The organism is Pelomonas sp. Root1444 (assembly GCF_001426885.1).
In the GTDB taxonomy this organism is placed as follows: domain Bacteria; phylum Pseudomonadota; class Gammaproteobacteria; order Burkholderiales; family Burkholderiaceae_C; genus Pelomonas.
The window spans coordinates 84,998-109,173 of the sequence record NZ_LMFP01000008.1; the positions used below are offsets into that span (position 1 = coordinate 84,998).

At 71.0% G+C, this 24,176-nt stretch carries 20 protein-coding genes, 1 tRNA gene and 1 riboswitch; of the genes, 5 read left to right on the forward strand and 16 right to left on the reverse strand.

What is annotated here, in order from left to right; translation table 11 throughout:
- The first annotated feature begins 1 nt into the window (after window position 1).
- Window positions 2-292, forward strand: a complete 291-nt coding sequence (locus ASD35_RS10175) for a YfhL family 4Fe-4S dicluster ferredoxin (protein WP_056874817.1) — start codon at window positions 2-4, stop codon at window positions 290-292.
- Here ASD35_RS10175 and ASD35_RS10180 read toward each other — a convergent pair.
- From ASD35_RS10180 to pth, 13 genes are all read right to left on the reverse strand, one after another.
- Complete coding sequence (locus ASD35_RS10180; protein ID WP_056874818.1) at window positions 252-1,259, reverse strand: S1/P1 nuclease; 1,008 nt, start codon at window positions 1,257-1,259, stop codon at window positions 252-254. The two genes, ASD35_RS10175 and ASD35_RS10180, sit on opposite strands and share 41 nt — an antisense overlap.
- A 17-nt stretch (window positions 1,260-1,276) precedes the next feature.
- Window positions 1,277-2,722 carry a cobyric acid synthase gene (locus ASD35_RS10185; RefSeq protein ID WP_056874819.1) on the reverse strand — a complete coding sequence of 482 codons (1,446 nt, stop codon included), beginning with the start codon at window positions 2,720-2,722 and terminating at the stop codon, window positions 1,277-1,279.
- 73 nt (window positions 2,723-2,795) lie between these two features.
- Window positions 2,796-3,785, reverse strand: coding sequence for an aminotransferase class I/II-fold pyridoxal phosphate-dependent enzyme (locus ASD35_RS10190; RefSeq protein ID WP_056874820.1), 990 nt, complete (start codon window positions 3,783-3,785; stop codon window positions 2,796-2,798).
- Window positions 3,782-4,675: an adenosylcobinamide-phosphate synthase CbiB gene (gene cbiB / locus ASD35_RS10195; RefSeq protein ID WP_082580069.1), complete on the reverse strand. Its 894-nt coding sequence runs from the start codon at window positions 4,673-4,675 to the stop codon at window positions 3,782-3,784. Before cbiB ends, ASD35_RS10190 begins: the two co-directional genes overlap by 4 nt.
- A gap of 115 nt (window positions 4,676-4,790) precedes the next feature.
- Window positions 4,791-5,360, reverse strand: a complete 570-nt coding sequence (gene cobO, locus ASD35_RS10200) for a cob(I)yrinic acid a,c-diamide adenosyltransferase (protein ID WP_056874821.1) — start codon at window positions 5,358-5,360, stop codon at window positions 4,791-4,793.
- 4 nt (window positions 5,361-5,364) lie between these two features.
- Window positions 5,365-6,654, reverse strand: coding sequence for a cobyrinate a,c-diamide synthase (locus ASD35_RS10205; RefSeq protein ID WP_056874822.1), 1,290 nt, complete (start codon window positions 6,652-6,654; stop codon window positions 5,365-5,367).
- Window positions 6,651-7,409, reverse strand: a complete 759-nt coding sequence (locus tag ASD35_RS10210) for an ABC transporter ATP-binding protein (RefSeq protein ID WP_056874823.1) — start codon at window positions 7,407-7,409, stop codon at window positions 6,651-6,653. Before ASD35_RS10210 ends, ASD35_RS10205 begins: the two co-directional genes overlap by 4 nt.
- Complete coding sequence (locus tag ASD35_RS10215) at window positions 7,406-8,386, reverse strand: iron ABC transporter permease (RefSeq protein WP_056874824.1); 981 nt, start codon at window positions 8,384-8,386, stop codon at window positions 7,406-7,408. The genes ASD35_RS10210 and ASD35_RS10215 overlap by 4 nt, the downstream gene beginning before the upstream one ends.
- Window positions 8,386-9,243 carry an ABC transporter substrate-binding protein gene (locus ASD35_RS10220; RefSeq protein WP_056874825.1) on the reverse strand — a complete coding sequence of 286 codons (858 nt, stop codon included), beginning with the start codon at window positions 9,241-9,243 and terminating at the stop codon, window positions 8,386-8,388. Before ASD35_RS10220 ends, ASD35_RS10215 begins: the two co-directional genes overlap by 1 nt.
- A complete protein-coding gene (cobU, locus tag ASD35_RS10225; protein WP_082580070.1) occupies window positions 9,236-9,793 on the reverse strand; it encodes a bifunctional adenosylcobinamide kinase/adenosylcobinamide-phosphate guanylyltransferase in 558 nt (185 codons plus the stop codon). Before cobU ends, ASD35_RS10220 begins: the two co-directional genes overlap by 8 nt.
- Before the next feature lie 8 nt (window positions 9,794-9,801).
- Window positions 9,802-11,661 (reverse strand): TonB-dependent receptor domain-containing protein, encoded by a 1,860-nt coding sequence (locus ASD35_RS10230; protein ID WP_082580071.1) that lies wholly within the window; start codon window positions 11,659-11,661, stop codon window positions 9,802-9,804.
- A gap of 73 nt (window positions 11,662-11,734) precedes the next feature.
- Window positions 11,735-11,970: riboswitch (cobalamin riboswitch) on the reverse strand.
- Entirely contained in the window at window positions 11,966-12,376 is a 411-nt protein-coding gene (locus tag ASD35_RS10235; protein ID WP_056874828.1) for a hypothetical protein, read from the reverse strand. (Overlaps the previous riboswitch by 5 nt.)
- Window positions 12,373-13,005 carry an aminoacyl-tRNA hydrolase gene (pth, locus tag ASD35_RS10240; RefSeq protein ID WP_056874986.1) on the reverse strand — a complete coding sequence of 211 codons (633 nt, stop codon included), beginning with the start codon at window positions 13,003-13,005 and terminating at the stop codon, window positions 12,373-12,375. The genes ASD35_RS10235 and pth overlap by 4 nt, the downstream gene beginning before the upstream one ends.
- Before the next feature lie 82 nt (window positions 13,006-13,087).
- Here pth and ASD35_RS10245 point away from each other — a divergent pair, with 82 nt between their 5' ends.
- The 4 genes from ASD35_RS10245 to ASD35_RS10260 are packed head-to-tail and all read left to right on the forward strand — an operon-like array spanning window position 13,088 to window position 22,146.
- Entirely contained in the window at window positions 13,088-14,401 is a 1,314-nt protein-coding gene (locus ASD35_RS10245) for an MdtA/MuxA family multidrug efflux RND transporter periplasmic adaptor subunit (protein WP_056874829.1), read from the forward strand.
- 10 nt (window positions 14,402-14,411) lie between these two features.
- A complete protein-coding gene (locus tag ASD35_RS10250; RefSeq protein ID WP_056874830.1) occupies window positions 14,412-17,636 on the forward strand; it encodes an efflux RND transporter permease subunit in 3,225 nt (1,074 codons plus the stop codon).
- Window positions 17,633-20,746: a multidrug efflux RND transporter permease subunit gene (locus ASD35_RS10255; protein ID WP_056874831.1), complete on the forward strand. Its 3,114-nt coding sequence runs from the start codon at window positions 17,633-17,635 to the stop codon at window positions 20,744-20,746. Before ASD35_RS10250 ends, ASD35_RS10255 begins: the two co-directional genes overlap by 4 nt.
- Window positions 20,747-20,751: 5 nt before the next feature.
- On the forward strand, window positions 20,752-22,146 hold the full coding sequence (locus tag ASD35_RS10260) for an efflux transporter outer membrane subunit (RefSeq protein WP_056874832.1): 1,395 nt from the start codon (window positions 20,752-20,754) through the stop codon (window positions 22,144-22,146).
- A 58-nt stretch (window positions 22,147-22,204) separates the two neighbouring features.
- Here ASD35_RS10260 and ASD35_RS10265 read toward each other — a convergent pair whose 3' ends face one another.
- The 3 genes from ASD35_RS10265 to ASD35_RS10275 form a co-directional block, all read right to left on the reverse strand.
- Entirely contained in the window at window positions 22,205-22,828 is a 624-nt protein-coding gene (locus ASD35_RS10265) for a 50S ribosomal protein L25/general stress protein Ctc (protein WP_056874833.1), read from the reverse strand.
- A gap of 217 nt (window positions 22,829-23,045) precedes the next feature.
- The gene (locus tag ASD35_RS10270; RefSeq protein WP_056874834.1) at window positions 23,046-24,008 is read right to left on the reverse strand and encodes a ribose-phosphate pyrophosphokinase; all 963 of its coding nucleotides are present in this window, start codon (window positions 24,006-24,008) and stop codon (window positions 23,046-23,048) included.
- Window positions 24,009-24,071: 63 nt separating this feature from the next.
- Window positions 24,072-24,148, reverse strand: a tRNA-Gln gene (locus ASD35_RS10275).
- Window positions 24,149-24,176: the final 28 nt, after the last annotated feature.

The following is a 24,176-nucleotide window of genomic DNA, read 5'->3' on the forward strand; positions in this document are numbered from 1 at the left end:
CATGGCGCTGATGATTACTGATGAGTGCATCAACTGCGACGTCTGCGAGCCCGCCTGCCCGAACAACGCGATCTCGATGGGCGAGGAGTTCTACCAGATCGCGCCGGACAAGTGCACCGAATGCGTGGGCCACTTCGACGAGCCGCAATGCGTGATGCTCTGCCCCGTCGCCTGCATCCCGATCAACCCGGCCCACATCGAAAGCCGCGAGGCGCTGATGCAGAAGTACCAGCGCCTGACCGCCGCGGCGGCTAGCGCGGAAACAGCGCCTTCAGCACCTGGGCCAGCCTAGCGCCGGCCAGCGTCAGCTGCTGGCGCTTGATGGCCTGCGACTTCGCGGCATAGCCGCCGGGCAGGGTCACGTGCCAGCGCCCCTCGAGACGGGCCGAGAAGGCAAGGCCGTCGAAGGCCATGCCGGCCTGCGCCAGCGACTGCGTGGCCCAGCGGGCGGGCCAGTCGGCGGGGTCGCCCGGCAGAGAGCCGACACGGCGTGCCTCGGCCAGCCAGGCCGCGTCGACTTGCCGCGGCTCGAGTTCGTCGGGCACGTCGTCCCAGAACGCATGCAGGTTCTTCGGCCCCGCCGGCGCGGCGGGGCTCAGCTCGATGCTGTTGCCGCCCACGGTGAAGCTGGCGCGGTCCGGGCCCTGCTTGTCCGGGTCGACGCGCCGGCCGCGGTCGTCGAGGTAGATGCTGCCGACATGCAGGGGCTGGTGGATGTCGCCCGCCAGGTGCACCAGCACGAGCAAGGCCTCGCGCGCGTTCTTGAAGTTGGGCTGGCCGGGTGAAGGCCGGCCCTGCAGCATGAGGATGGCCGCGCGCGAAGCGCCAACCACGTCGTCGCTGCGCGTGCCGGTGAAGCCCAGCAGGTAGCGGCTGCGCTGCACCGCCGCGTCGGTGTAGTGCGTCTGCTTGTGGCAGCTGTCCTCGCCGGCGCCCAGCACGCATTGCCGGTCGTTGCGGCGCACGTAGTCGGCCATCTCGGCGATGCGCGCCGGCGTCTCCAGCGGCGCGCAGGCCGTGTACTTGCCGGGCGTGGGATAGGTGTAGCCCTGGCTCGGCGCGATGCCCTTCACGCAGTCCGCCCAGACGGCCGCCAGCGGCAGCGGGATGCCGCCCAGCAATGCGGCGACGCGGGCCTCGGTCGGGCTGCCCTGGATGAGGCCGGCGGCGATCGTCGCGACGGTCCGGTGGCCGTCCGCGCCCCAGGCGTGGGCAAGCAGGGGCAGGGCGGTCAGCGCAAGGGCGAACAGGCGGCGCATGGCGAGGGTCTCGGGGTTCAGTCGATCAGGCTGGCAATCTTGCCCGGCTGGAAGTGCAGGTCGATGAAATCGGCCAGGCCGTCGAAGACGGCGTCCAGCGGCCGGGCCGCCTGGCCGAACAGCGCCTGCAGCACGGCCGGTTGTTCGAACAGGCCATGGGCGTAGACGCCCAGCACCTGGCCCGCCTGCCAGCCGATGGCCTCGCCGGCGGCATTGCGCAGCGCCACGCGGGGCGCCTCGAACGCCGGGTGGGCGCGCGTGCGGCCGTGGCGGATCTCGTAGCCGCGCGCCTGCACCAGGCTCAGCGGCGCCCAGGGGCCGGTCAGCGGGTCGAAGGCGACGGCGGTGTCGAGCAGCAGCTTCTGCGCCTCGAACACCGTCACCAGCGGCAGCAGCCCCAGGCCCGGCGCGTTGCCGTCCACGCCCACCGTGTCGATGAGCGCTTCGCCCAGCATCTGCAGGCCGCCGCAGATGCCCAGCACCGGGCCGGCATGCGCGTTGATGGCGGCATCCAGCTTCTGCGCGCGCAGCCAGGCCAGGTCGGCCGCGGTGGACTTGCTGCCGGGCAGGATGATCCAGTCCGCGCCGGTCAGGTCTTGCGGCTCGCGCGCCCAGGACAGGCGCACGCCGGGCAGCTGGCGCAGCGGCTGGAACTCGTCGAGGTTGGAGATGCGCGGGTAGGCGACGATGGCGATGTGCAGGCCGGCGCCGGTGCTGCGGTCGTCGAACACGCCGTCCTCCTCCGGCAGGCCGTGGCCGTGCCACATCGGCAGCGTGGCGATGGTGGGCACGTCGGTGAGCAGCTGCAGCTGCTCGGGGCCGGGCGACAGCAGGCCGGCATCGCCGCGGAAGCGGTTCAGCACGAAACCCCGGATCTGCGCGCGCACGTCGGCGGGCATCAGCTGGTGCGTGCCGTACAGATGCGCGAAGGCGCCGCCGCGGTCGATGTCGGTCACCAGCAGGCAGGCGGCGCGGGAGGCGCGCGCGGTGCCGAGGTTGACGTAGTCGCTGGCCGCGAGGTTGATCTCGGCCGGCGAGCCCGCGCCCTCGATGACCACCACGTCGTTCTCGGCCATCAGCTCGTGCAGCGCGGCCTCGGCACGCGGCCACAGGCGGGCGCTGCGTTCGCGCCATGGCAGGTCGGACAGCGTCGTGTCGACCTCGCCCAGCATGACGACCTGGCTGTGCGTGTCGGCCTCGGGCTTGAGCAGCACCGGGTTCATGCGCACCTCGGGCACGCGGCGCGCGGCCAGGGCCTGGAAGTACTGGGCGCTGCCGATCTCGCCCATGCGATCGGCCAGCCCGGGCACGACGCGCGCGTTGTTGCTCATGTTCTGCGCCTTGAAGGGCGCGACCTTGAGCCCCTGGCGCGCGTACCAGCGGCACAGCGCGGTAGCCAGCCAGCTTTTGCCGGCGCCGCTGGTGGTGCCCAGCACCATGACGGCCTTGCCTCGGTGGCTCATGGGCGCACCCTTCGGCCTGCGGCCCGTTCCGCCAAGCGGGCGCGAGCTTGCTTGGGATGGCCCGATGCTGCGCTCATGAGTTCTCTCCTTCGATATCGATCAAGGCCTGCCGCAACGCCTGCTGGGCGGCCGGCGGCTGGGCCGACACACGCACCCAGCCGGGCAGGCCGAACGAGGCGGCGTCGCGCACCTGGATGCCGCGCTCACGCAGCCGCGGCGCCGTGCCGGGCCGCGGCGGGCGGGCCAGCCAGAAGTTGGTGCAACTCGGCAACTGCTGCCATTGGCGGTCGGCCAGCAGCGCGCGCTGCGCGGCGGTCCATTCGCGCAGCCGGGCGCGTGCAGCGGCCAGCCAGGCCTGGGTGTCGTCGTCCAGCCAATGCGTCAGCAAGGCCACGCCCTCGGCCGACAGCACCCAGCTGGGCGCCAGCAACCGCGCATGCGCCCAGGCCGCGTCGGCCGCGGGCGCGATGAGATAGCCCGCGCGCACGCCGGTCAGGCCCAGCGCCTTGTTGGGGCAGACGAGCTGCCAGGCCTGGGGCGGCAGTGGCGGGGCTTGGCCCAGCAGGCGCAGCGGCTCGTAGGCGCGGTCGACGACGACGAGATGGCCGTCCAGCGCCGGCCAGGCCGCGGCGCTCGCGCCCGTCGGGTTGCAAGGCTCGCAGATCCAGACCAGCGCCGGTGCGGTGGGCTGGATGTCGGCGGGCTCGGCATAGGGCTTCGCGGCCAGGCCCAGCGCCTGGGCGGCGACGGCGTAGTCACCAAAGCCCGGCTGCGGCACCCACACCTCATGGTGGCCGGCGCGCATCGCGGCCAGCGTCATGCGGCGTATGCCCTCGGCGCCGCCGGCCGTGGGCAGCACGAGTTCTGCGTCGCTGTCGCCGCCGAGGCGGCGGCGCAGCGCGCGGTACTGCGGGTCGGGGTAGCTGCGGCGGTCGGCGTTCGACACGGCCTGCCACAGCGCGGGTGGCGGGCCGAGCGGGCTGGCATTGGTCGAGAAGTCGTGCATCGGCACCGGCCCACCGTCGGGGCCGCCATGCTCGGGTTGCAGCGGCGCTGCCTTCATGCTCGCAGCGCCCAGGCCAGCGCGGCGATCAGCACGGCGCCCGTGACGACGGCCTGGCTTGCGACGGCACGCGCGGCGTGCAGGTGACCGGCCTGCGCCGGGCCACCGGTCGCGTTCAGCGTGTAGACGCCGGGCTTGGACAGCTTCACGTTCAAGCGCAGCGCCATCGCGGCCATCGGCCAGCCGCTGTTGGGTGACGGCGTGCGGCGCGCTTCGCGCAGCAGCGTCGGCACCGCCGGCGGCATCAGCACCAGCGCGGTCAGTCGCGCCGGCAGCCATGACAGCAGGTCGTCTGCCCGCGCCGCCCATTTGCCGCACCACTCGCGTTCGTCCCGGTAGCCCCACATGGCATCCGCGGTGTTCGCGAAGCGGTAGAGGGCCGCGCCGGGCAGGCCCAGGATGGCGAACCAGAACAGGGGGGCGATGACGGAGTCGTTGAGGTTCTCGGCCAGCGTCTCGATGGCGGCTTCGCGGACTTCGGTGTCCGTCAGCGCCGAGGTGTCGCGGCTGACGAGGCGGGACAGGCGTTGGCGGCCGGCGGGCAGGGATTCTTCGAGCGCGGTTTCGACGGCCATGGCTTCGTCGGCGAGCATGCGCCAGGCGAGCAGGGGCTTGAGGAGCAGGCCGATCAGCAGGGCGGTGGCGAGCAGCCGCCAGGGTGGCGAGTGCCAGGGCTGTAGGGCGAGCAACAGCCAGCCTTCCAGCCAGAGAGCGATGAATGCGGTGGCCGCGGCACCGGTCAGCCAGGCGAGGGCGCCGGCGGTGAAGGCAACGGGTGGGGGCAGCCGCGTCAGTTGGAAGAGGCCGAGGTAGCGGCCCATGCCGACGACAGGGTGCGCCCAGGTGGGCGGTTCGCCGAATGCGCGGTCGATGAGCAGTGCTAGGAGCATGGCTAGCGGCAGTAGCGAGGGCATGAGCATCTTGGCTACTCCTGCTTAGCGGCCAGAGTGGTGCCGGGAGTTGGCGCAAAGCCGCAGCGACGGAGGGCGCTCACACCGCCAGCGATCAATCCTCGATGCCCCGTTGCGCCGGCACCCCGGCCTTGTAGTGGTGCTTCACCAGCGTCATCTCCGTCACCGTGTCCGCCAGCTCGATCAGCTCGGCCGGCGCGCCGCGCCCCGTCAGCACCACGTGCACGTGCGGCGGCCGCTCGCGCAGGCAGGCCAGCACGCCGTCCAGCGGCAGCCAGCCGTAGCGCAGCGGGTACATGATCTCGTCCAGCACCACCAGGAAGTGCTCACCCGCGCGGATGCTGGCCTCGGCCCGCGCCCAGCCCTCACGCGCCAACTGAGCGGAGTGATCGAGGTCCTTGCTCTTCCACGAGAAGCCGTCGCCCAGCCCGACGATGGGCACGCCGAGCTGCTCGAAGACGCGGTGCTCGCCGAAGCGGGCGCTGGGCACCTTCATGAACTGGTAGATCAGCACCGGCTTGCCGCGCCCATGCGCGCGCAGCGCGAGCCCGAAGGCCGCCGTGCTCTTGCCCTTGCCGTCGCCGGTGTGCACCAGCACGAGGCCGCGGCGTTCGGCGGGCTGCTCCAGGCGCTTGTGGTCCAGCGGCGGGGTTTCGATTTCCATGTTTTCAGCCCTTGAAGAAGGCGGCGACCGCCTCGGGGTTGGACGGGAAGTAGTGGTGCACGTAGCTCGCGCGCAGCGAGCCGTGCTGGTAGAGCATCTCGGCCGTCTTGCCGCCGTTGGGGTTGCTGGCCTGGGCGATCGGTGCGAGCGGCGTGTCCAGCGTCGAGTAGTGATAGCTGTGGCCGCGCAGCGGGCCCTCGGGCCAGGCGATGGCCTGCAGGCCCAGCGCCGCGAGGCGGTGCTGCACATGCGCGCGGCCGGGCATCACGCCGGCCATGCGGTGCGCCTCGCCCGCCGCGTCGGTCAGCTCGTCGAGCAGCGCCAGCATGCCGCCGCATTCGGCCAGCAGGGGCTTGCCTTGCGCCAGGTGGGCGGCCATGGCGGTGGCCAGCGTGGGGTGGGCGCCCAGCGCGTCGGCATGCAGCTCGGGGTAGCCGCCGGGCAGCCACAGCGCGTCGCAGGCGGGCAGGGCCTCGTGGCGCAGCGGCGAGAAGAAGGCCAGCTCGACGCCCAGGGCGCGCAGCAGGTCCAGGTTGGCCGCGTAGATGAAGCCGAACGCCGCGTCGCGCGCGATGGCGATGCGGCGGCCTTGCAGCAGCGGTTTCGGCGGCGCGTCGGCCTCGGCCGCGAAGTCCATGGGCTTGAAGGCCAGGCCCGGCCGCAGGCCGGCCTCCCAGGCGTCGGCCCAGGCGTCGAGCTGCGCATCCAACCCCGGCTGCTCCAGCGCCTGCACCAGGCCCAGATGGCGCTCGGGCAGGATCAGCCGGGGCTCGCGCGGCAGCGCGGCGATCAGCGGCAGGTCGTCCGGCAGGCCTTCGCCGAGCATGCGCCCGTGGGCTGCGCTGCCGATGCGGTTGGCGATGACGCCGCAGTGGTGCAGCTCGGGGCGAAAGCGCTGCAAGCCGGTGGCCAGCGCGGCAAACGTCTGTGCCATGGCCGAGGCGTCGATGACGCAGACGACCGGCAGGCCGAAGGCGGCGGCCAGGTCGGCGCTGCTCGGGTTGCCGTCGAACAGGCCCATGACGCCCTCGACGAGGATGAGATCGGCCTCGGCCGCCGCCTGCGCGAGCAGCGACTGGCAATGCGCGAAGCCGCCCATGAAGAGGTCGAGCTGGTAGACCGGCGCGGCGCTGGCGCGCTCCAGGATGCTGGGGTCGAGGAAGTCCGGCCCGGTCTTGAAGACGCGCACGCGCCGGCCGCGGCGCGCATGGCTGCGTGCGATGGCGGCGGTGATGCTGGTCTTGCCCGAGCCGGAGGACGGGGCGCTGATGAAAAGGGCGGGGCAACGACTCATAAAGGCAGGGCGACCCAGCGCCCTTCGATCTGTGCGATGTGCAGGCTGGGGCCGAAGACGCGCTTGAGCGCCTCGTGCGTGGCGGCGTCCGCGGGCGAGCCGGCGTGCACGATGCGGCCGTCGGCCATCAGCACGAGGTGGTCGGCCTGCAGCGCCAGGTGCAGCTCGTGCAGCACGCTGACGACGCTGCGGCCGGCGGCCACGCGGGCCCGCACCAGGGCCATCCATTCGGCCTGGTGGGGCGGGTCCAGGTGGGCAAGGGGCTCATCCATCAGAGTCAGCGGTGCCTCCACCGCTAGGGCCCGCGCCAGCAGCACGCGCTGGCGCTCGCCGCCCGACAGCGACCCGAGCCGCCGCTCGCGCCAGGCCCAGCTCTGCGTGGCCTGCATGGCGGCCTGCACGGCGGCATGGTCGGCCGCGGTGGGCGCGGCCAGCCAGGGCCGGTGCGGCAGGCGGCCCAGCTGCACGACGTCCTGCGCCGTCAGGTCGTCGGCGCCGGTTTCCTGCTGGCCCATCCACGCGAGGTGGCGGGCGCGTTCGCGGCTGGGCCAGTCGGCCAGCGGCCTGCCGGCCAACTGCACGCTACCGTCGCAGCGCTGCAGACCGGCGATGGCACGCAGCAGCGTCGATTTGCCGGCGCCGTTGGGGCCGACGATGGCCGTCCAGCGGGCCTGCGGGATGTCGAGGTCGATGCCGTGGATCAGGTCACGGCCATCGATGCGCACGCGGTCGATGCGGGCATGCAAGGCACTCATCGCTTGGGGGCTCCTCGGCGATGCATCAGCACCAGCAGATACACGCCGCCCAGCAGCGCCGTGACCAGCCCCACCGGCAGTTCCTGCGGCCGGATGAGGCCGCGCGCCAGCACGTCCGCCGCCAGCAGCAGCGCGCCGCCCGCAGCGGCCGACAGCAGGATCAGCCGGCCGTGCAGCATCGGGCACAGCACGCGCACGAGGTGCGGCGCCACCAGCCCGACGAAGGCCACGATGCCGGTCTGCGCGACGGCGGCGCCGGTGGCCAGCGCGAAGGCGAAGATCAGCAGCAGCCGCACCAGCCCCATGCGCACGCCCAGCGATGCGGCGGTCGCTTCGCCCAGCGTCAATGCGTCCAGTGCCGGGCTGGCGACCAGGCCGATGAGGAGGGCCGCCGCGCCGCTGGCGGCCATCACGGCGACGCTGCTCCAGCCCAGCAGCCCGGTGTTGCCCAGCAGGAAGGCCTGCATCGCGCGCAGGATGTCTGGCGCCCACAGCGTGGCCAGGCCGGTCAGCGCGTTCAGCACCACGCCGACGACGACGCCCGCCAGCAGCAGCCGCAGCGTCTGCTCCACGCCGCGCGCGAGCACCAGCGTCAGGCCCACGCCCACCAGCGTGCCGACGAAGGCGATGCCGGTCAGGCCGACGTGGGCGAGCAGCGACGAGGTCTGCGGCGAGACGCCGGTCAGAGCCAGTGCGACGGCGACGGCCAGGCCGGCGCCCGAGGCGCTGCCCAGCAGGTAGGGGTCGGCCAGCGGGTTGCGGAACAGCCCCTGCGCCATCGCGCCGGCCATGCCCAGCAGCGCGCCGGCGCACCACGCGCCGAGCGACCGCGGCAGGCGGATCTCCCACAGGATGACGGCCATGCCGTCGTCCTGCAGGTCCGCCCAGCCGGTGCTGCCGATGAGCACGCCGGCCAGCACGCCAAGCCCGCCGATGACGAGCAGCAGCGTGAGCAGCAGACCGGGACGGACGTTCATCACGGCGCGGTCTTCTCGCGCAGGCACTTGGCCATGATCTGCGCGGCCTCGGCCATCCGCGGACCGGGGCGCGACAGGATGTCGCCGTCCTCGGCCTTGAACACGCAGACGCGGCCGCGCTGGATGGCTTCGATGCGGTCCCAGCCGGGGCGTGCGCCGAGGCCCTCGGAGCCGCGCTGGCCGATCATGATCAGCGCCGGGTTGGCCTTCACGACGAACTCCGCGTTGATCTTGGGGAAGGGGCCCAGCTCGGGCGGGATGATGTTGCCGGCACCCAGCCTGGTGAGCGTCTCGCCCATGAAGGACACGGTGCCCGCGGCGTACAGGCCGCTCGCGACCTCGTAGTACACGCGCACGCCGCGCGCATGCGGCGGCACGCTGCCGGCCGCGGCGGCCACGCCGGCCTCGATGCGGCGCCAGACGCGCTGCGCATCCGCCACGCCCAGCACCTGGCCGATGGTGCCCAGCACCCGCTGCACGTCCTTGTAGGAGCGCGGCTCCAGCGCGATGACCTTCATGCCCAGCGCGCGCAGCCGCTCGGCCACCCGCGATGACACGGCCACCAGCACCACGTCGGGCTTCAGCGCCGCGATCAGCTCGACGTTGGTGTCGTCCATGCCGCCGAGCTTGGGCAGCGCGTTCACCTGCGCGGGGAAGTTGGAGTAGCGGTCCACGCCGACGAGGCGGCCGCAGGCGCCCAGCTCGCAGACGGTCTCGGTCAGCGACGGCAGCAGGCTGACGACGCGCTGCGGCGGTGCCGGCACCTGGGTGACGTGGCCCAGGTCGTCCTTGATCTCGACCGCGCCGGCGGGCAGCGCGAGGGCCAGCAGCAACAGGGCAAACAGGCGTTCAAGCATCGCAAGCGTCCTCGACGGGGCGGGTCCAGGCCTGGCCCGCGACCATCAGTGTGAGCTGCCCGCACAGGCGCGCGACGTCCTGGTTGAGCCGGCCCAGTTCATCGACGAAGCCGCGCACCTCGCGGCCCAGGGGCGACACGCCCCAGCCGACCTCGTTGGAAACGAAGACGACCGGCGAGGCCAGGCGCGGCAGCAGGCCCAGCAGCGCGGCGCGCTCGGTGGCCCAGCCGGCAGCGTCGGGTGCGGTGCCCATGGGCATCAACCAGTTCGTCAGCCACAGCGTCAGGCAGTCCACGACGACGAGCGTGCCTGCGTCATCCGCCTGCTGCAAGGCCGCGCACAGCGCCAGGGGCGCCTCGACCGTCTCGAAGCCCACCGGCCGGGCGGCGCGGTGGTGGGCGATGCGCGCCCGCATCTCGTCGTCGGCGGCCAGCGCGGTGGCGATGACCGCGACGCGGCCGCCGCCGGCCTGCCAGCGCAGGGCCAGGGCTTCAGCGCGGCGCGACTTGCCGCTGCGCTGGCCGCCGACGATGAGGTCGTGTGCGCTCATCGCGGTCCCTACAGCTGCGGCGTCCAGCGCAGCGAGACCAGCGCCGTCATCGGCGCGGAGGCATAGCCGTAGGCCGTGTGGTACTCGCGGTTGAACACGTTGTCGACATTGAACTGCAGCTTCACTTCGCGGCTGACCGCGACCTGTGCGTTCAGGTTCAGCAGCGCGTAGCCGCCGAGCTTGCGTGTGTTGGTCGCGTTGTCGAACCGAGCGCCCGAGGCCTGCACGGCCGCACCGAGCGTCCAGTTGGCCAGCGCCCAGTCGGCGTTGATCGTGCCCAGGCGCTTGGCACGGCGCGCCAGCAGCTTGCCGTCAGCCTCGTTGGTGGGCTTTTGCAAGTCCAGCGTGCCGCGCAGGTTGACGCTCGCGATGTGGGTGGCAGCGGCCAGGCTGAGGCCCTGCAGTCGCGCCTTGGCCACGTTGCGGTAGCAACCGAAGCTGTCCGGGCGGCAGGCGCCGGCCTCGCCAAAGTTGATGAGGTTGCTGATGCGGTTGCGGTAGGCCGTGGCGCTGAACTCGTGATCACCACTCGCCCACTTCAGCCCAGCCTCGACGTTGCGACCGCGCTCGGCGTCCAGCGGCTTCGTGCCGGGCAGGCTCAGGGGCCCGTAGGGCGAGGCCTGCTGATAGATGGTGGGTGCACGGAACGCGTTGCCGACCGACCCCACCACTCGCAGGCCCGGAGCGACCTCGAAGCCCGCCAGCAGCGTGCCGGTGTCCACGTCGCCGAACTGGCTGTCGCGGTCGTGGCGTGCGTGGGCCTGCATGTCGAAGCGGCCCAGCGACAGCAGGTAGCCCAGGCCTGCGCTGTCTCGCTCACGTGTGCGGAAGGCGGTGACGTCACTGTTGTCCAGCTTGTCCTCGATGCGCTCCGCCGTGAAGTTCAGCTGATGGCCGGTGGTGATCTTGTAGAAGCCGGTCAGCGCGACGTTGCGGACGCGCGTCTCGGTCAGGTAGGGCGAGGGCGTGGTCTCGTAGCGGTCGCGCGATTCGCCGAAGCTCAGCTGCGTCTGCAGGTCGGGCGTCCACTGTGCCGTCCAGGCCAGGCGTGCGGCGTCGGCGTCCTGCTTGCTGATGTCGTCAATCAGTGGCCGCGACCTGCTGCCGTCGTACTGGCCATGGGTGTGGCTGCGCATGACCAGCGCCTCGGCGCGCTGCGTGGCGCTGAACTGTGCGCCCACCCGCAGCATGGCCTGGCGCTTGCGGTGGCCGTCGCGGTCGGGGATGTAGCTGAAGGTCGACTCGGGCGTCGTTGCGTTGAAACCGTCGGTGCCCTCGAAGGCGCCGGTCAGCGCGTAGTCGAAGATGCCCACGGTGCCGAAGAGGCCGGCGTCGGCCTTGTAGGTGCCCAGGTTGCCTGCCGACACACCCAGGTCGGCGCTGGTGCGGCCGCTGCCCTTGCGCGTGAAGATCTGCACCACGCCGCCCACGGCATCGGAGCCGTAAATGGCGCTGGCCGGGCCTTTCAGCACCTCGACGCGCTCGATCTGCGACAGCGGCAGCCCCTGCCAGCTGGCACCGCCAGTGGCTTGGGAGTCGACCTTGACGCCGTCGATCAGCACCAGCGTGTGACGGGTATCGGCGCCGCGCAGGAACAACGACGTCGTCCCGGCCGCGCCGCCGTTGCGCACCATCTCCGCGCAGCCGTTGTTGCGCAGCAGGTCCGCGAGGCTCGCGGCGGCCTGGCGTTCGATGTCGGCACGGGTGATGACGGTCAGGTCGGCCAGCACTTCGGACAGTTTCTGAGGCGAGCGCGTGGCCGTGGTGACGACGGTGTCGAGCTTGTTCTGGGCGTGGGCGGACATGGCCAGGGCCAGCGTGGACAAGGCGAGCAGCGACCGATGGGTCGCGGGGAAAGCTTGGGGCATGAGAGCAGACGAACGATCACCCAGCCGTGCTGACCCCCGCAGCAAGGCTGAAAAACGGCCGCTGGCGCGTGCGCGCAGCGGCCCCGTCGTTGGCCGGTATCCGGGCTGGTGGACTGATGGTGTTCGACGCCTTCCCAGCGCCTGCGCGCCAGTGGCTTCTCGGTCGAACATCGAGGCGGGGCCTCGTCCACTTACCGTTGCGGGGACAGCTCAGGTTAGGTTCGCTGCGGTGCGGCTCCCCCTCCTGATTCCCGTTGAACTGCAGCCGCCATGAAGGCGGGCGCGAGCACCAACGGCGCTGATTCTATCGGCCGGCGCTGCTGCCGGTGCCGGAAGGCCGCTTGGGCTTGGCCGTCTTGGGCGGCTTCAGGTAGGTGACCTGCGGGCTGCTGGCCGCCTGGGCGGGTGCCGCCGCCTGCAGGCCGATGTGCGAAGCCTTCTGGCGGCGGGCCTCGGCCTCGCTGGCGCGGCGGGCGGCGGCGAGTGCGGCCGCCTGCTTGGCGTCGGCCAGGTGGCGGTCGCGCGCGGCGCGGCTGTCGGCGGTGCTGGGTTGGTCGAAGTCCACGCTGGCCGGTTGCGCGCCGCCGGGACAGGGCGAGTCGCGCAGGTCGCGGCCGTCGGGGCCGCAGCGGTAGACCTGGGCGCGGTGCACCTGGGTTTGTGCGAAAGCGGGCAAGGCCGCGGCCAGGGCGAGGGTCAGCAGCAGGGGCTTCATGACGCCGGAGTGTCTACCGGCGGCTGCGGTTTGGGGGGCTTGGGGCGCGGCGGCTTGGCGTGAATCTTGGCCAGCGCCTTGTCCATGTCGCCGCGCAGCATCAGCTCAACGGCGGCGTAACTTTTCTCGATGCAGTCCTCCACCGCCTGGCGCTCGGCAAGCGGCGGCTTGCGCAGCACGTAGCCGGCCACCTCGTCCTTGTGGCCGGGGTGGCCTATGCCCAGTCGCAGCCGCCAGAAGTCGCCGCTGCCGAGCTGGGCGCGCATGTCCCGCAGGCCGTTGTGGCCGCCGTCGCCGCCGCCTTTCTTGAACTTCATCTCGCCGGGCGGCAGGTCCAGTTCGTCGTGGATGGCGAGGATCTCGTCCGGCGCGATCTTGAAGAAGCGCGCCAGCGCCGCGACCGACTTGCCGGAGAGGTTCATGTAGGTCATGGGCTGCAGCAGCCAGATCGGACCGGCGGCACCGGGCGCGTGGTTCACGCGGGCCACCAGGCCGTGATAGGCCTTGTCGGGTGCCAGGCTCACCTTGAGGCCGCGGGCCAGGCCGTCTATCCACCAGAAGCCGGCGTTGTGGCGGGTGTCTTCGTATTCGGCGCCCGGGTTGCCCAGGCCCACCATCAGCTTGATCATGCCCGGCATCCTAGCTTTGGCGTCCAGAAACGCTCTAGCTACATTCGGTCGGGAAACTCGCCGGCAATCAGGAGTGGACCGAATGCAGAACAAGCATGCCAAACGCAGCAGGTCGGCCGGTGCAGCCCGGGCATGGGTGTTGATCGCCGTCGCCATCGCCGCCCTCGCGCTGGCGGGCTGGTGGTGGAAGGGCCGCGAGGCCAGCGGCGCGGACGGACCTGCGAGCGCGGCATCGGCAGCCTCGGGCGCCGGCCGCGGTGGCAGCAGCAGTGGTGGGCGCTTCGGCCGCACGGGGCCGCAGCCGGTCTCGGTGGCCAGCGTGCAGCGGCGCGACCTGGCCGTCGCCATCGACGCCATCGGCAGCATCGCCGCGGCCAACACCGCCGTCGTGCGGGCCAAGGTCAGCGGCGAGTTGAAGGCCCTCTATTTCAAGGAAGGCCAGCCGGTGAAGGCGGGGCAGCTGCTGGCGCTCATCGACCCGCGGCCTTTCGAGATCGCGCGCGACCAGGCCCAGGCGGCGCTGGCACGCGACCAGGCGCAGCTGGAGAACGCGCGCGCCGACCTGGCCCGCTACCGCGACCTCGTCGCGAAAGAGGCGGCGCCGCGCCAGCAGCTCGACACCCAGCAGGCGCTGGTGCGGCAGCTGGAGGCGACGCTGCTGTCCGACCAGGCGGCGCTGGATAACGCCAGGCTGCAGCTGTCGTACACGCGCGTCACCGCGCCCATCGCCGGCCAGGCGGGCCTGAAACAGGCCGACCTCGGCAACACCGTGACGCCGAGCGACGCCAACGGCCTGCTCAGCATCGCGCAGACCCAGCCGGCGGCCGTCGTCTTCGCCGTGCCGGACGCGCGCCTGCCGCGCATCCGTCAGCAGCTGGCCGCGCAGCAGCCGCTGGCCGTGCAGGCCTGGGACCGCGAGCACCGCAACAAGCTGGCCGAGGGCCGCGTGGACAGCACCGACAACGCCATCGACGCGACCACCGGCACGATCAAGGTCAAGGCCTTGTTCGACAACAAGGACGGCAACCTCTTCTCCAACCAGTTCGTCAACGTGCGCCTGCAGCTGGACACGCTGAAGGACGTGCTGGTCGTGCCCACCGCGGCGGTGCAGCGCGGCGCGCCGGGCACCTTCGTCTACCTGGTGGCCGACGGCACCGTCGCGCTGCGCAAGGTGCAGCTGCTGGCGACCGACGGCGAGGCGACGGCGGTGCAGGGCGAGCTGAAGCCGGGCGACCAGGTCGTCATCGACGGTGCCGACCGGCTGCGCGACGGCGGCAAGGCCGAGGTCATCCAGGCTCCGGCCGCGGGCGCCTCGGCGGCCAGCGGGCGCGAGCGCGGCCGCAACCGGCAGCACGGCGCGTCGGCGCCGGCAGGCGCATCGGCAGCGTCGCGCTGAGGCCGGCGGCATGAACCCGTCCCGCCTCTTCATCGCGCGCCCGGTCGCGACCTCGCTGCTGATGCTGGCCATCGTGCTGGCCGGCGCGCTGGCCTACCGGCTGCTGCCGGTGTCGGCGCTGCCCGAGGTCGACTACCCGACCATCCAGGTCACGACGCTCTACCCCGGCGCCAGCCCGGACGTGATGACGTCCTCGGTCACCGCGCCGCTGGAGCGCCAGTTCGGCCAGATGCCCGGGCTGGCGCAGATGTCGTCCACCAGCTCGGGCGGTGCCTCGGTCATCACGCTGCGCTTCGAGCTGAGCCTGGCGCTGGACGTGGCCGAGCAGGAGGTGCAGGCGGCCATCAACGCCGGCAGCAACCTGCTGCCCACCGACCTGCCGATGCCGCCGGTCTACAGCAAGGTCAACCCGGCCGATGCGCCGGTGCTGACCATCGCGGTGTCGTCCACCACGCTGCCCGTCCCGCGGGTGCACGACCTGGTGGAAAGCCGCCTGGCGCAGAAGATCTCGCAGGTGCCGGGCGTGGGCCTGGTGGGCATCGCGGGCGGGCGCCGGCCGGCCGTGCGCATCCAGGCCAACCCGGGTTCGCTGGCGACGCTCGGCCTGTCCATCGACGACGTGCGCACCGCCATCGCGGCGGCCAACGTGAACCAGTCCAAGGGCAGCTTCGACGGCCCGCTGCGCGCTTCGACGCTGGACGCGAACGACCAGCTGCGCAGCGCGGCCGAGTACGCCAACCTCGTCATCGCCTACAAGAACGGCAACCCGGTGCGGCTCAAGGACGTGGCCGAGCTCGTCGACGATGCCGAGAACCTGCGCCTGGCGGCCTGGGCCGGCCAGGCGGGCAAGTCCTCCGTGTCGGCGGTCATCCTGAACGTGCAGCGCCAGCCGGGCGCCAACGTCATCGAGACGGTGGACCGCGTGCGCGCCGTGCTGCCGCAGCTGCAGGCCAGCCTGCCGGCATCGCTGGACGTGCAGATCCTGTCCGACCGCACGACCACCATCCGCGCGTCGGTGACCGACGTGCAGCACGAGCTGCTGTTCGCCGTCGTGCTGGTCATCGGCGTCATCTTCGTCTTCCTGCGCAGCCTGCCGGCGACCATCATCCCGGCGGTCGCGGTGCCGGTGTCGCTGGTGGGCACCTTCGGCGTCATGTACATGGCGGGGTTCTCGATCAACAACCTGACGTTGATGGCTTTGGTGATCTCGACCGGCTTTGTCGTCGACGACGCCATCGTGATGATCGAAAACATTGCCCGTCACCTCGAAGAGGGGAGGGGCAATGTTTCGGCGCAGGCTCATGTCGGCGAAGCCGACGTGAAGGGCGCGACAGCGCCCGGCCGCAGCCCAAACATCGCGCGGCATATGGAAGAAGGGGGCGAGGGCGTCAGCGCGTATGAAGCCGCGCAGACGGGCTCCAAGCAGATCGGCTTCACCATCATCTCGCTGACGGTCTCGCTGATCGCCGTGCTGATCCCGCTGCTGTTCATGGGCGACGTCGTCGGCCGCCTGTTCCACGAGTTCGCGATCACGCTGGCCGTGTCCATCCTGATCTCGGCCTTCGTGTCGCTGACGCTGACGCCGATGATGTGCGCGCGGCTGCTCAAGCACGAGCACGAGGATAACCACGGTCGGCTGTGGCGCGCCGTGGGCAAGGCCTTCGACGACATCATTGCCGCGTACGGCCGCATGCTGAACTGGGTGCTGGACCGCTCGGCCGCGACGCTCGTCGTCTTCCTGGCCACGCTGGGGCTGACGGCGGTGCTCTACCTGCTGGTGCCCAAGGGCTTCTTCCCGGTGCAGGACACGGGCCAGATCCAGGGCATCACCGAGGCGTCGCAGGCCACGTCGTTCGCCGCCATGGCCGAGCACCAGCAGCGCCTGGCCGAGCGCGTGCTGAAGGACCCGGCGGTGGAGAGCGTGTCGTCCTTCATCGGCGTGGACGGCGGCAACACGACGCTGAACCAGGGCCGGCTGCAGATCGCCCTCAAGCCCAAGGCCACGCGCGGAGCCAGCGCGGCCGAGGTGGCCCGCCGCCTGACCGACGCCGCGGCCGAGGAGCCCGGCATCGCGCTGTACCTGCAGCCGGTGCAGGACCTGACCATCGAGGACCGCATCGCCAAGACGCAGTACCAGTTCACGCTGTCCTCGCCCGACGCCGCCGAGCTGAGCCGCTCGACCACCGCGGTGCTGGAGCGGCTGCGCGGCCTGCACCAGATCGCCGACGTCGCCAGCGACCAGCAGGAGCAGGGCCTGCAGGCCTTCGTCGACATCGACCGCGACGCGGCCGGGCGGCTGGGCGTCAGCGTCGCGGCCATCGACAGCGCGCTGTACAGCGCCTTCGGCCAGCGGCTGATCTCCACCATCTTCACGCAGAGCAACCAGTACCGCGTCGTGCTGGAGGTGGCACCCAGCTTCCGCGAGGGCCTGGACGGCTTGCGGCGCCTGTACGTGCCCGGCGCGAACGGCGTGCAGGTGCCGCTGAGCTCGGTCGCGCGCTTCAGCGAGCGGCTCGCGCCGCTGGCCGTCAACCACGTGGCGCAGTTCCCGTCGTCCACCGTGTCGTTCAACCTCGCGCCGGGCGCGTCGCTGGGCGAGGCGGTCAAGGCCATCCGCGCCGAGGTCGATGCGCTGCAGCTGCCGCTGAGCGTGGAGACCCGCTTCGAGGGCGCGGCGCTGGCCTTCCAGGCATCGCTGACGAGCACGCTGCTGCTCATCCTCGCGGCCATCGTGACGATGTACATCGTGCTGGGCGTGCTCTACGAGAGCACCATCCACCCGCTGACCATCCTGTCCACGCTGCCCTCGGCCGGCCTGGGTGCGCTGCTGGCGCTGCTGGCGTTCCGGCTGGATCTGGACATCATCGCCATCATCGGCATCGTGCTCTTGATCGGCATCGTCAAGAAGAACGCGATCATGATGATCGACTTCGCGCTGGAGGCCGAGCGCGACATGGGCATGACGCCGCGCGACGCCATCCACCAGGCCTGCCTGCTGCGCTTCCGCCCCATCCTGATGACGACGATGGCCGCGCTGCTGGGCGCCTTGCCGCTGATGCTGGGCACCGGCGTGGGGAGCGAGCTGCGCCACCCGCTGGGCGTGGTCATGGTGGGCGGCCTCATCGTCAGCCAGCTGCTCACGCTGTTCACGACGCCGGTCATCTACCTCGGCTTCGCGGGGCTCGCTGCAAGGCTGCGCAAGCATCGCCATCGCGCTGCGGAGGCACGGGCGTGAACCTGTCGCGCGTCTTCATCGAGCGCCCCATCGGCACGGCGCTGATCACCTGCGGCATCGCGCTGGCCGGCGCCATCGCCTACCTGCTGCTGCCCATCGCGCCGCTGCCGCAGGTCGAGTTCCCGACCATCTCGGTCAGCGCGTCGCTGCCCGGCGCCAGCCCCGACACGATGGCCGCGACGGTCGCCACGCCGCTGGAGCGCACGCTGGGCAGCATCGCCGGCGTCACCGAGATCACCTCCTCGTCGTCGCTGGGCAGCAGCCGCGTCACGCTGCAGTTCGACCTCAGCCGCGACATCGACAGCGCGGCGCGCGACGTGCAGGCCGGCATCAACGCGTCGCGCTCGCTGCTGCCCAGCGGCATGCCGAGCAACCCGACCTATCGCAAGGTCAACCCGGCCGACGCGCCCATCATGATCGTGGCGCTGACGTCCGACACGCTGACGCGCGGCCAGATGTACGACGCCGCGTCCACCGTGCTGGCGCAGCGGCTGTCGCAGGTCGACGGCGTGGGCCAGGTGACGGTGGGCGGCGGCGCGCTGCCGGCGGTGCGCATCGAGCTGGACCCGAACAAGCTGTCGGCAACGGGCATCTCGCTGGAGCAGGTGAGGGCGGCCGTCGTCGGCACCAATGCCAACCGGCCCAAGGGCATGCTGGAGGACGACCAGCGCTACTGGCAGATCGCCGCCAACGACCAGGCCCGCCTGGCCAGCGAGTACGCGCCGCTGGTGCTGAGCTACAAGAGCGGCGCGGCGGTCCACCTGCGCGACGTGGCGCAGATCGACGACAGCGTGCAGGACCTGCGCAACGACGGCCTGGCCAACGGTCGCTCGGCCGTGCTGCTGATCCTGAACAAGGCGCCCGGCGCCAACATCATCGAGACCGTCGACACCGTGCGCGCGCTGCTGCCGCAGTTGCGCGCGTCCATCTCGCCGGCCATCAACGTCGACGTCGTCATGGACCGCACGTCCACCATCCGCGGCAGCATCAAGGAGGTACAGCGCACGCTGGCCATCTCGTTCGGGCTGGTCATCGTCGTCGTCTTCATCTTCCTGCGGCGCTTCCGCGCGGCGCTGCTGCCGGCCGTCGCGGTGCCGGTGTCGCTGGCGGGCACCTGCGGCGTCATGTACCTGCTGGGCTACAGCATCGACAACCTGTCGCTGATGGCGATGACGGTGGCGACCGGCTTCGTCGTCGACGACGCGATCGTCGTGCTGGAGAACATCTCGCGCCACATCGAGCGCGGCGTGCCGCCGCGCGAGGCGGCGCTCAAGGGCGCGAAGGAGATCGGCTTCACCGTCGTCTCCATCTCGTTGAGCCTGATCGCCGTCTTCATCCCCATCCTGGCGATGGGCGGCATCGTGGGGCGGCTGTTCCGCGAGTTCGCGGTCGTGCTGTCGGTGGCCATCCTCGTGTCCATGCTCGTGTCGCTGACGACCACGCCCATGATGGCCGCGACGCTGCTCAAGCCCCAGGCGGAGGCGAAGCAGCCCGGCCGTTTCGGCCGCAAGCTGGCCCGCCTGCAGCGTGCGCTGATGCGCGGCTACCGGCGCTCGCTGCGCTGGACGCTGCGCCACCAGCCCGTCGCGCTGCTGGTGCTGGCCGGTGTCGTCGCGCTGAACGTGCACCTGTACCTCACCATCCCCAAGGGCTTCTTCCCGCAGCAGGACACCGGCCTGATGACCGGCGGCGTGCAGGCCGACCAGGCCAGCAGCTTCCAGTCCATGCAGCTCAAGCTGCGCACCTTCCACGACATCGTGCGCGCCGACCCGGCCGTGGCCAACGTGACCGGCTTCACCGGCGGCGGCCAGCGCAACAGCGCCAACATGTTCATCAGCCTGAAGCCGCAGAGCGAGCGGCAGGAGAGCATCGACGCCGTCATCGCCCGGCTGCGCGGCAAGCTGGCCAAGGTGCCGGGTGCCAACATGTTCATGGCGCCGGTGCAGGACATCCGCATCGGCGGCCGCCAGTCCAGCGCGTCGTTGCAGTACACGCTGCAGTCCGACAGCCTGGCCGACCTGCGCACCTGGGAGCCGCGCATCCGCCGCGCGCTGACCGAGGTGCCCGAGATCACCGACGTCAACACCGACCAGCAGGACAAGGGCACGCAGACCTCGCTCGTCGTCGACCGCGATGCGCTGGCGCGGTTGGGGCTGACGATGAGCGCCTTCGACAGCACGCTGAACAACGCCTTCGGCCAGCGCCAGGTCGGCGTCATCTACAACCCGCTGAACCAATACCGCGTCGTCATGGAACTCGCGCCCGTCTGGCTGCAGAGCCCGCAGACGCTGGACCGCCTGATGCTGACCGGCAGCGGCGGCCAGCAGGTGCCGCTGTCGGCGGTCGCGCGCGTCGAGACGACCAGCACGCCGCTGGCCGTCAACCACCAGAGCGGCACACCGGCCAGCACCATCAGCTTCAACCTCGCCGAGGGGGTGTCGCTGTCCGCCGCGGTCGACGCGATCAACGACGCCGTCGCCCGCAGCGGCGCGCCGGTGTCGGTGCGCGGCAGCTTCCAGGGCACGGCGCAGGCCTTCCAGGCGTCGCTGAAGTCGCAGCCGCTGCTCATCCTCGCGGCCGTCATCACCATCTACCTGGTGCTGGGCATGCTCTACGAGAGCCTCATCCACCCCATCACCATCCTGTCGACGCTGCCCTCGGCCGGCGTCGGCGCGCTGCTGGCGCTGATGCTGTTCAAGACCGACTTCACCATCATTGCGCTGATCGGCGTGATCCTGTTGATCGGCATCGTCAAGAAGAACGCCATCATGATGCTGGACTTCGCCATCTCGGCCCAGCACGGCGCGGCCGAGCGCGGCGCGCGGCTGTCCTCCGGCGCGGCCATCTACCGCGCGGCGCTGCTGCGGCTGCGGCCCATCCTGATGACGACGGTGGCGGCCGTCTTCGGCGCCGTGCCGCTGGCGCTGGGCCACGGCGAAGGCGCCGAGCTGCGCGTGCCGCTGGGCATCTCCATCGTCGGCGGCCTGCTGCTGAGCCAGCTGCTCACCCTCTACACCACGCCCGTCGTGTTCTGCTGCATGGACCGGCTCAGCCGAAAGCGCCGCATGCCCCCACGCACCGCCGCCTCCACCGCACCGGCCACGGCCTGAAGCCCATGTCCAAGAACGCACTCGCCCCGCTGCTGCTGGCCTTGCTGCTGGCCGGCTGCGCCGTCACGGCGCCCAACCCGCCGGCCGAGCCGGCGCCGCCCGCGGCCTTCAAGGGCTCGGCCGACTGGCAGCGCATCGCCCCCGACGTCGTCGTGCCCGAAGCCTGGTGGACGCTGTTCAAGGACCCGGTGCTCGACGGCCTGCAGGCCGATCTCGTCGTCGGCAACCAGAACCTCGCGGCCGCGCTCGCGCAGGTCGCGTCGGCCCGCGCGGTGCTGAAGGCCAGCAGCTCGGCCCTCTGGCCCACGCTGTCGCTGGGCGGCGGCACGACGCGCTCCGCCTCGGTGGCGGACGACGGCGGCCAGCGCCGCGTGGCCACGTCCAACTCGCTGACCGCCAACGCGGCCTGGGAACTCGACCTCTGGGGGCGGCTGTCCACGGGCATCAAGGCGGCAGGTGCCAGCTACCAGGCCAGCCAGGCCGACTTGGCCGCGCTGCGCCTGTCCGCCCAGGCGACGCTGACGCAGAGCTACTTCGCGTTGCGCACCGCCGAGGCCCAGCAGGCGCTGCTGCAGCGCACGGTCACCGCCAACGAGCGCGCGCTGGAGCTGACCCAGGCCCGCTACGCCAGCGGCGTTGCCGCGCAGACCGACGTGCTGCAGGCGCGCACGCAGCTGCGCAGCGTGCAGTCCCAGCTCGCGGACATGCGCGCCCAGCGCGCGCAGCTGGAGCACGCCATCGCGGCGCAGCTCGGCAAGCTGCCGGGCCAGTTCCAGCTGGCGCCCAGCGCCAGCCTGCCCGAGCTGCCGCCGGTGCCCGACCTCGTGCCCTCGACGCTGCTGGCCCAGCGCCCCGACATCGCGGCCGCCCGCGCCCGCCAGGTGGCGGCCTACGCGCAGATCGGCATCGCCGACGCGGCCTTCTTCCCGTCCATCGACCTGTCCGCCAGCGCCGGTTACCGCGGTGCGTCCTGGTCCAACCTCGTGTCGGCGCCCAACCTGCTGTGGAGCATAGGCGCGGCGGTCGCCGCCCCGCTCTTCGACGGCGGCCAGCGGCGCCTGGCCAGCGACCAGGCCCGCGCCTCCGCCGACGCCGCGACGGCCAACTACCGCCAGGCCGTGCTGACGGCCTTCCAGGAGGTCGAGGACAACCTCGTCGAGCTTGCAGAGTCCGGTGCCTCGCTGGCGCTGCAGCGCGACGCCTTCGAGGCGGCCGAGCGCAACCTCGACATCGTGCTGGCCCAGTACCGTGCCGGCACGGTCAGCTATCTCAACGTCAGCACGGCCCAGGCTTCGCTGCTGTCGGCCGAATCCAGCGTCCTCGCCTCGCGCAACCGCCAGTTGGTGGCGGCCGACCTGCTGTTGAAGAACCTGGGTGGGCGGTTGCCGACGCGGCCATGAAAAAAGGCTCCAGAGATTGACTCTGGAGCCCTTCGACGTTGGCTGGAAGCCCGAAGAATTACTTCTTCTTCTTCTTGCCCTTGGCGTCGTCGGCGGCCGGAGCGGCGGCGACGATCACTTCTTCGGCCACAGGAGCGACCGGCGTTGCGACGACCGGGTTCGGCTTGCCGTGCGTGACGACCTTGATGCCGGCCGGCAGCTTCACGTCATTGACGTGCAGCGAGTGACCTTGGGTCAGGCCGGACAGGTCCACCTCGATGAACTCGGGCAGTTGCTGGGCCAGGCAGGTGATCTCCAGCTCGGTGATCACGTGGTTGACCGTGCACTTGTCGGTCTTGACCGCGACGGAGTTCTCTTCACCGATGAAGTGCAGCGGCACCTTCTTCGTGATCTTGGTCGTGGCGTCCACGCGCTGGAAGTCGCAATGCAGGACTTGCGGCTTGAACGGGTGCACCTGGAAGTCACGCAGCAGGACTTGCGTGACCGAGCCGTTCAGCTCCATGTCCAGCAAGGAGCTGTGGAAGGCTTCCTTCTTGAGGGCGTGGTACAGCGCGTTGTGATCGAGCTCGATCAGTGCGGGCTCACCAGCGCCATAAACGATACCGGGCACCTTGCCGGCGACTCGCAGGCGGCGGCTCGCTCCGGTCCCCTGCAGCTTGCGCTCAAAAGCGACGAACTTCATGGTTTTCTCCAAAAAGAGAAACGGCACCCGCGACCAGGCACCGTTGAAAAGCCGTCTTTCGACGGCGGCGGAATCCGGATCAGAAGTTGTTGTTCTGCTCCGAGGAAAGGGAGGGCCCCGCTTGCGGGAGGGACCCTACTCGGACTGATCAGAAGTTGTCGTTCTGCTCCGAGAAAAGGGAGGGCCCCGCTTGCGGGAGGGACCCTACTCAGACTGACTAGAAATTGTTGTTTTGTTCCGAGAAAAGGGAGGTGACCGATTCGCCATCGGAAATACGGCGGATGGTCTCGGCGAACAGGAAGGCCACCGACAGCTGGCGGATGTTCTTGCAGGCCTTGGCCGCATCGGTCAGCGGGATGGTGTTGGTGATGACGACTTCGTCGAGCTGCGAGCCGGCGATGCGCTCGATAGCCGGGCCCGACAGGATGGGATGGGTGCAGTAGGCGAACACGCTCTTGGCGCCGCGCGCCTTCAGCACCTCCGCCGCCTTCACCAGGGTGCCGGCCGTGTCGATCATGTCGTCCATGACCACGCAGTTGCGGCCGTCGATGTCGCCGATGACGTGCATGACCTCGGAGACGTTGGCGGCCGGGCGGCGCTTGTCGATGATGGCCAGGTCGCAGCCGAGCTGCTTGGCCAGCGCGCGGGCGCGCACGACACCGCCGACGTCCGGGCTGACGACGACGAGGTTGCTGTAGTTGCGGCTCTTCAGGTCCGACAGCAGCACGGGCGACGCGTAGATGTTGTCGACCGGGATGTCGAAGAAGCCCTGGATCTGGTCGGCGTGCAGGTCCATGGTCAGCACGCGCTCGACGCCGACGGTCTCCAGGCAGTTGGCGACGACCTTGGCCGAGATGGGCACGCGGGTGGAACGCGGGCGGCGGTCCTGGCGGGCGTAGCCGAAGTAGGGGATGACGGCCGTGATGCGGCGGGCGCTGGCGCGCTTGAGCGCGTCGGCCATGATCAGCAGCTCCATCAGGTTCTCGTTCGTCGGCGCGCAGGTGGGCTGGATGACGAACACGTCACGGGCACGCACGTTCTGCTGGATCTCGACGGTCACTTCGCCGTCCGAGAAACGGCCGACCACCGCCTTGCCCAGCTCGAGGCCGAGATGGGTCGCGATCTCCTGGGACAGAACCGGGTTCGCGTTGCCGGTGAAGAGAACCGTGTTGAGCAGCACTGGGCTTCCTTGGATCGGTGGCCCGCTGAAGAAGAGCCGGTTCAGCGAAATACGGAAAACATTTGGCAGGGGAGGAAGGACTCGAACCCTCGCATGTCGGAATCAAAATCCGATGCCTTGACCAACTTGGCGACTCCCCTACACAGGACCCGGCCGAGCGGCCGAACC

What these genes read in the sequence shown, in the direction of transcription:
- ASD35_RS10210 (WP_056874823.1), bottom strand. Translation starts at nt 7,409, where the DNA reads ATGAGTGCCTTGCATGCCCGCATCGACCGCGTGCGCATCGATGGCCGT.
- ASD35_RS10230 (WP_082580071.1), bottom strand. Translation starts at nt 11,661, where the DNA reads ATGCCCCAAGCTTTCCCCGCGACCCATCGGTCGCTGCTCGCCTTGTCC.
- ASD35_RS10185 (WP_056874819.1), bottom strand. Translation starts at nt 2,722, where the DNA reads ATGAGCCACCGAGGCAAGGCCGTCATGGTGCTGGGCACCACCAGCGGC.
- ASD35_RS10250 (WP_056874830.1), top strand. Translation starts at nt 14,412, where the DNA reads ATGAACCCGTCCCGCCTCTTCATCGCGCGCCCGGTCGCGACCTCGCTG.
- pth (WP_056874986.1), bottom strand. Translation starts at nt 13,005, where the DNA reads ATGATCAAGCTGATGGTGGGCCTGGGCAACCCGGGCGCCGAATACGAA.
- cbiB (WP_082580069.1), bottom strand. Translation starts at nt 4,675, where the DNA reads ATGCTCCTAGCACTGCTCATCGACCGCGCATTCGGCGAACCGCCCACC.
- ASD35_RS10175 (WP_056874817.1), top strand. Translation starts at nt 2, where the DNA reads ATGGCGCTGATGATTACTGATGAGTGCATCAACTGCGACGTCTGCGAG.
- ASD35_RS10265 (WP_056874833.1), bottom strand. Translation starts at nt 22,828, where the DNA reads ATGAAGTTCGTCGCTTTTGAGCGCAAGCTGCAGGGGACCGGAGCGAGC.
- ASD35_RS10245 (WP_056874829.1), top strand. Translation starts at nt 13,088, where the DNA reads ATGCAGAACAAGCATGCCAAACGCAGCAGGTCGGCCGGTGCAGCCCGG.
- ASD35_RS10220 (WP_056874825.1), bottom strand. Translation starts at nt 9,243, where the DNA reads ATGCTTGAACGCCTGTTTGCCCTGTTGCTGCTGGCCCTCGCGCTGCCC.
- cobU (WP_082580070.1), bottom strand. Translation starts at nt 9,793, where the DNA reads ATGAGCGCACACGACCTCATCGTCGGCGGCCAGCGCAGCGGCAAGTCG.
- cobO (WP_056874821.1), bottom strand. Translation starts at nt 5,360, where the DNA reads ATGGAAATCGAAACCCCGCCGCTGGACCACAAGCGCCTGGAGCAGCCC.
- ASD35_RS10215 (WP_056874824.1), bottom strand. Translation starts at nt 8,386, where the DNA reads ATGAACGTCCGTCCCGGTCTGCTGCTCACGCTGCTGCTCGTCATCGGC.
- ASD35_RS10205 (WP_056874822.1), bottom strand. Translation starts at nt 6,654, where the DNA reads ATGAGTCGTTGCCCCGCCCTTTTCATCAGCGCCCCGTCCTCCGGCTCG.
- ASD35_RS10260 (WP_056874832.1), top strand. Translation starts at nt 20,752, where the DNA reads ATGTCCAAGAACGCACTCGCCCCGCTGCTGCTGGCCTTGCTGCTGGCC.
- ASD35_RS10190 (WP_056874820.1), bottom strand. Translation starts at nt 3,785, where the DNA reads ATGAAGGCAGCGCCGCTGCAACCCGAGCATGGCGGCCCCGACGGTGGG.
- ASD35_RS10180 (WP_056874818.1), bottom strand. Translation starts at nt 1,259, where the DNA reads ATGCGCCGCCTGTTCGCCCTTGCGCTGACCGCCCTGCCCCTGCTTGCC.
- ASD35_RS10235 (WP_056874828.1), bottom strand. Translation starts at nt 12,376, where the DNA reads ATGAAGCCCCTGCTGCTGACCCTCGCCCTGGCCGCGGCCTTGCCCGCT.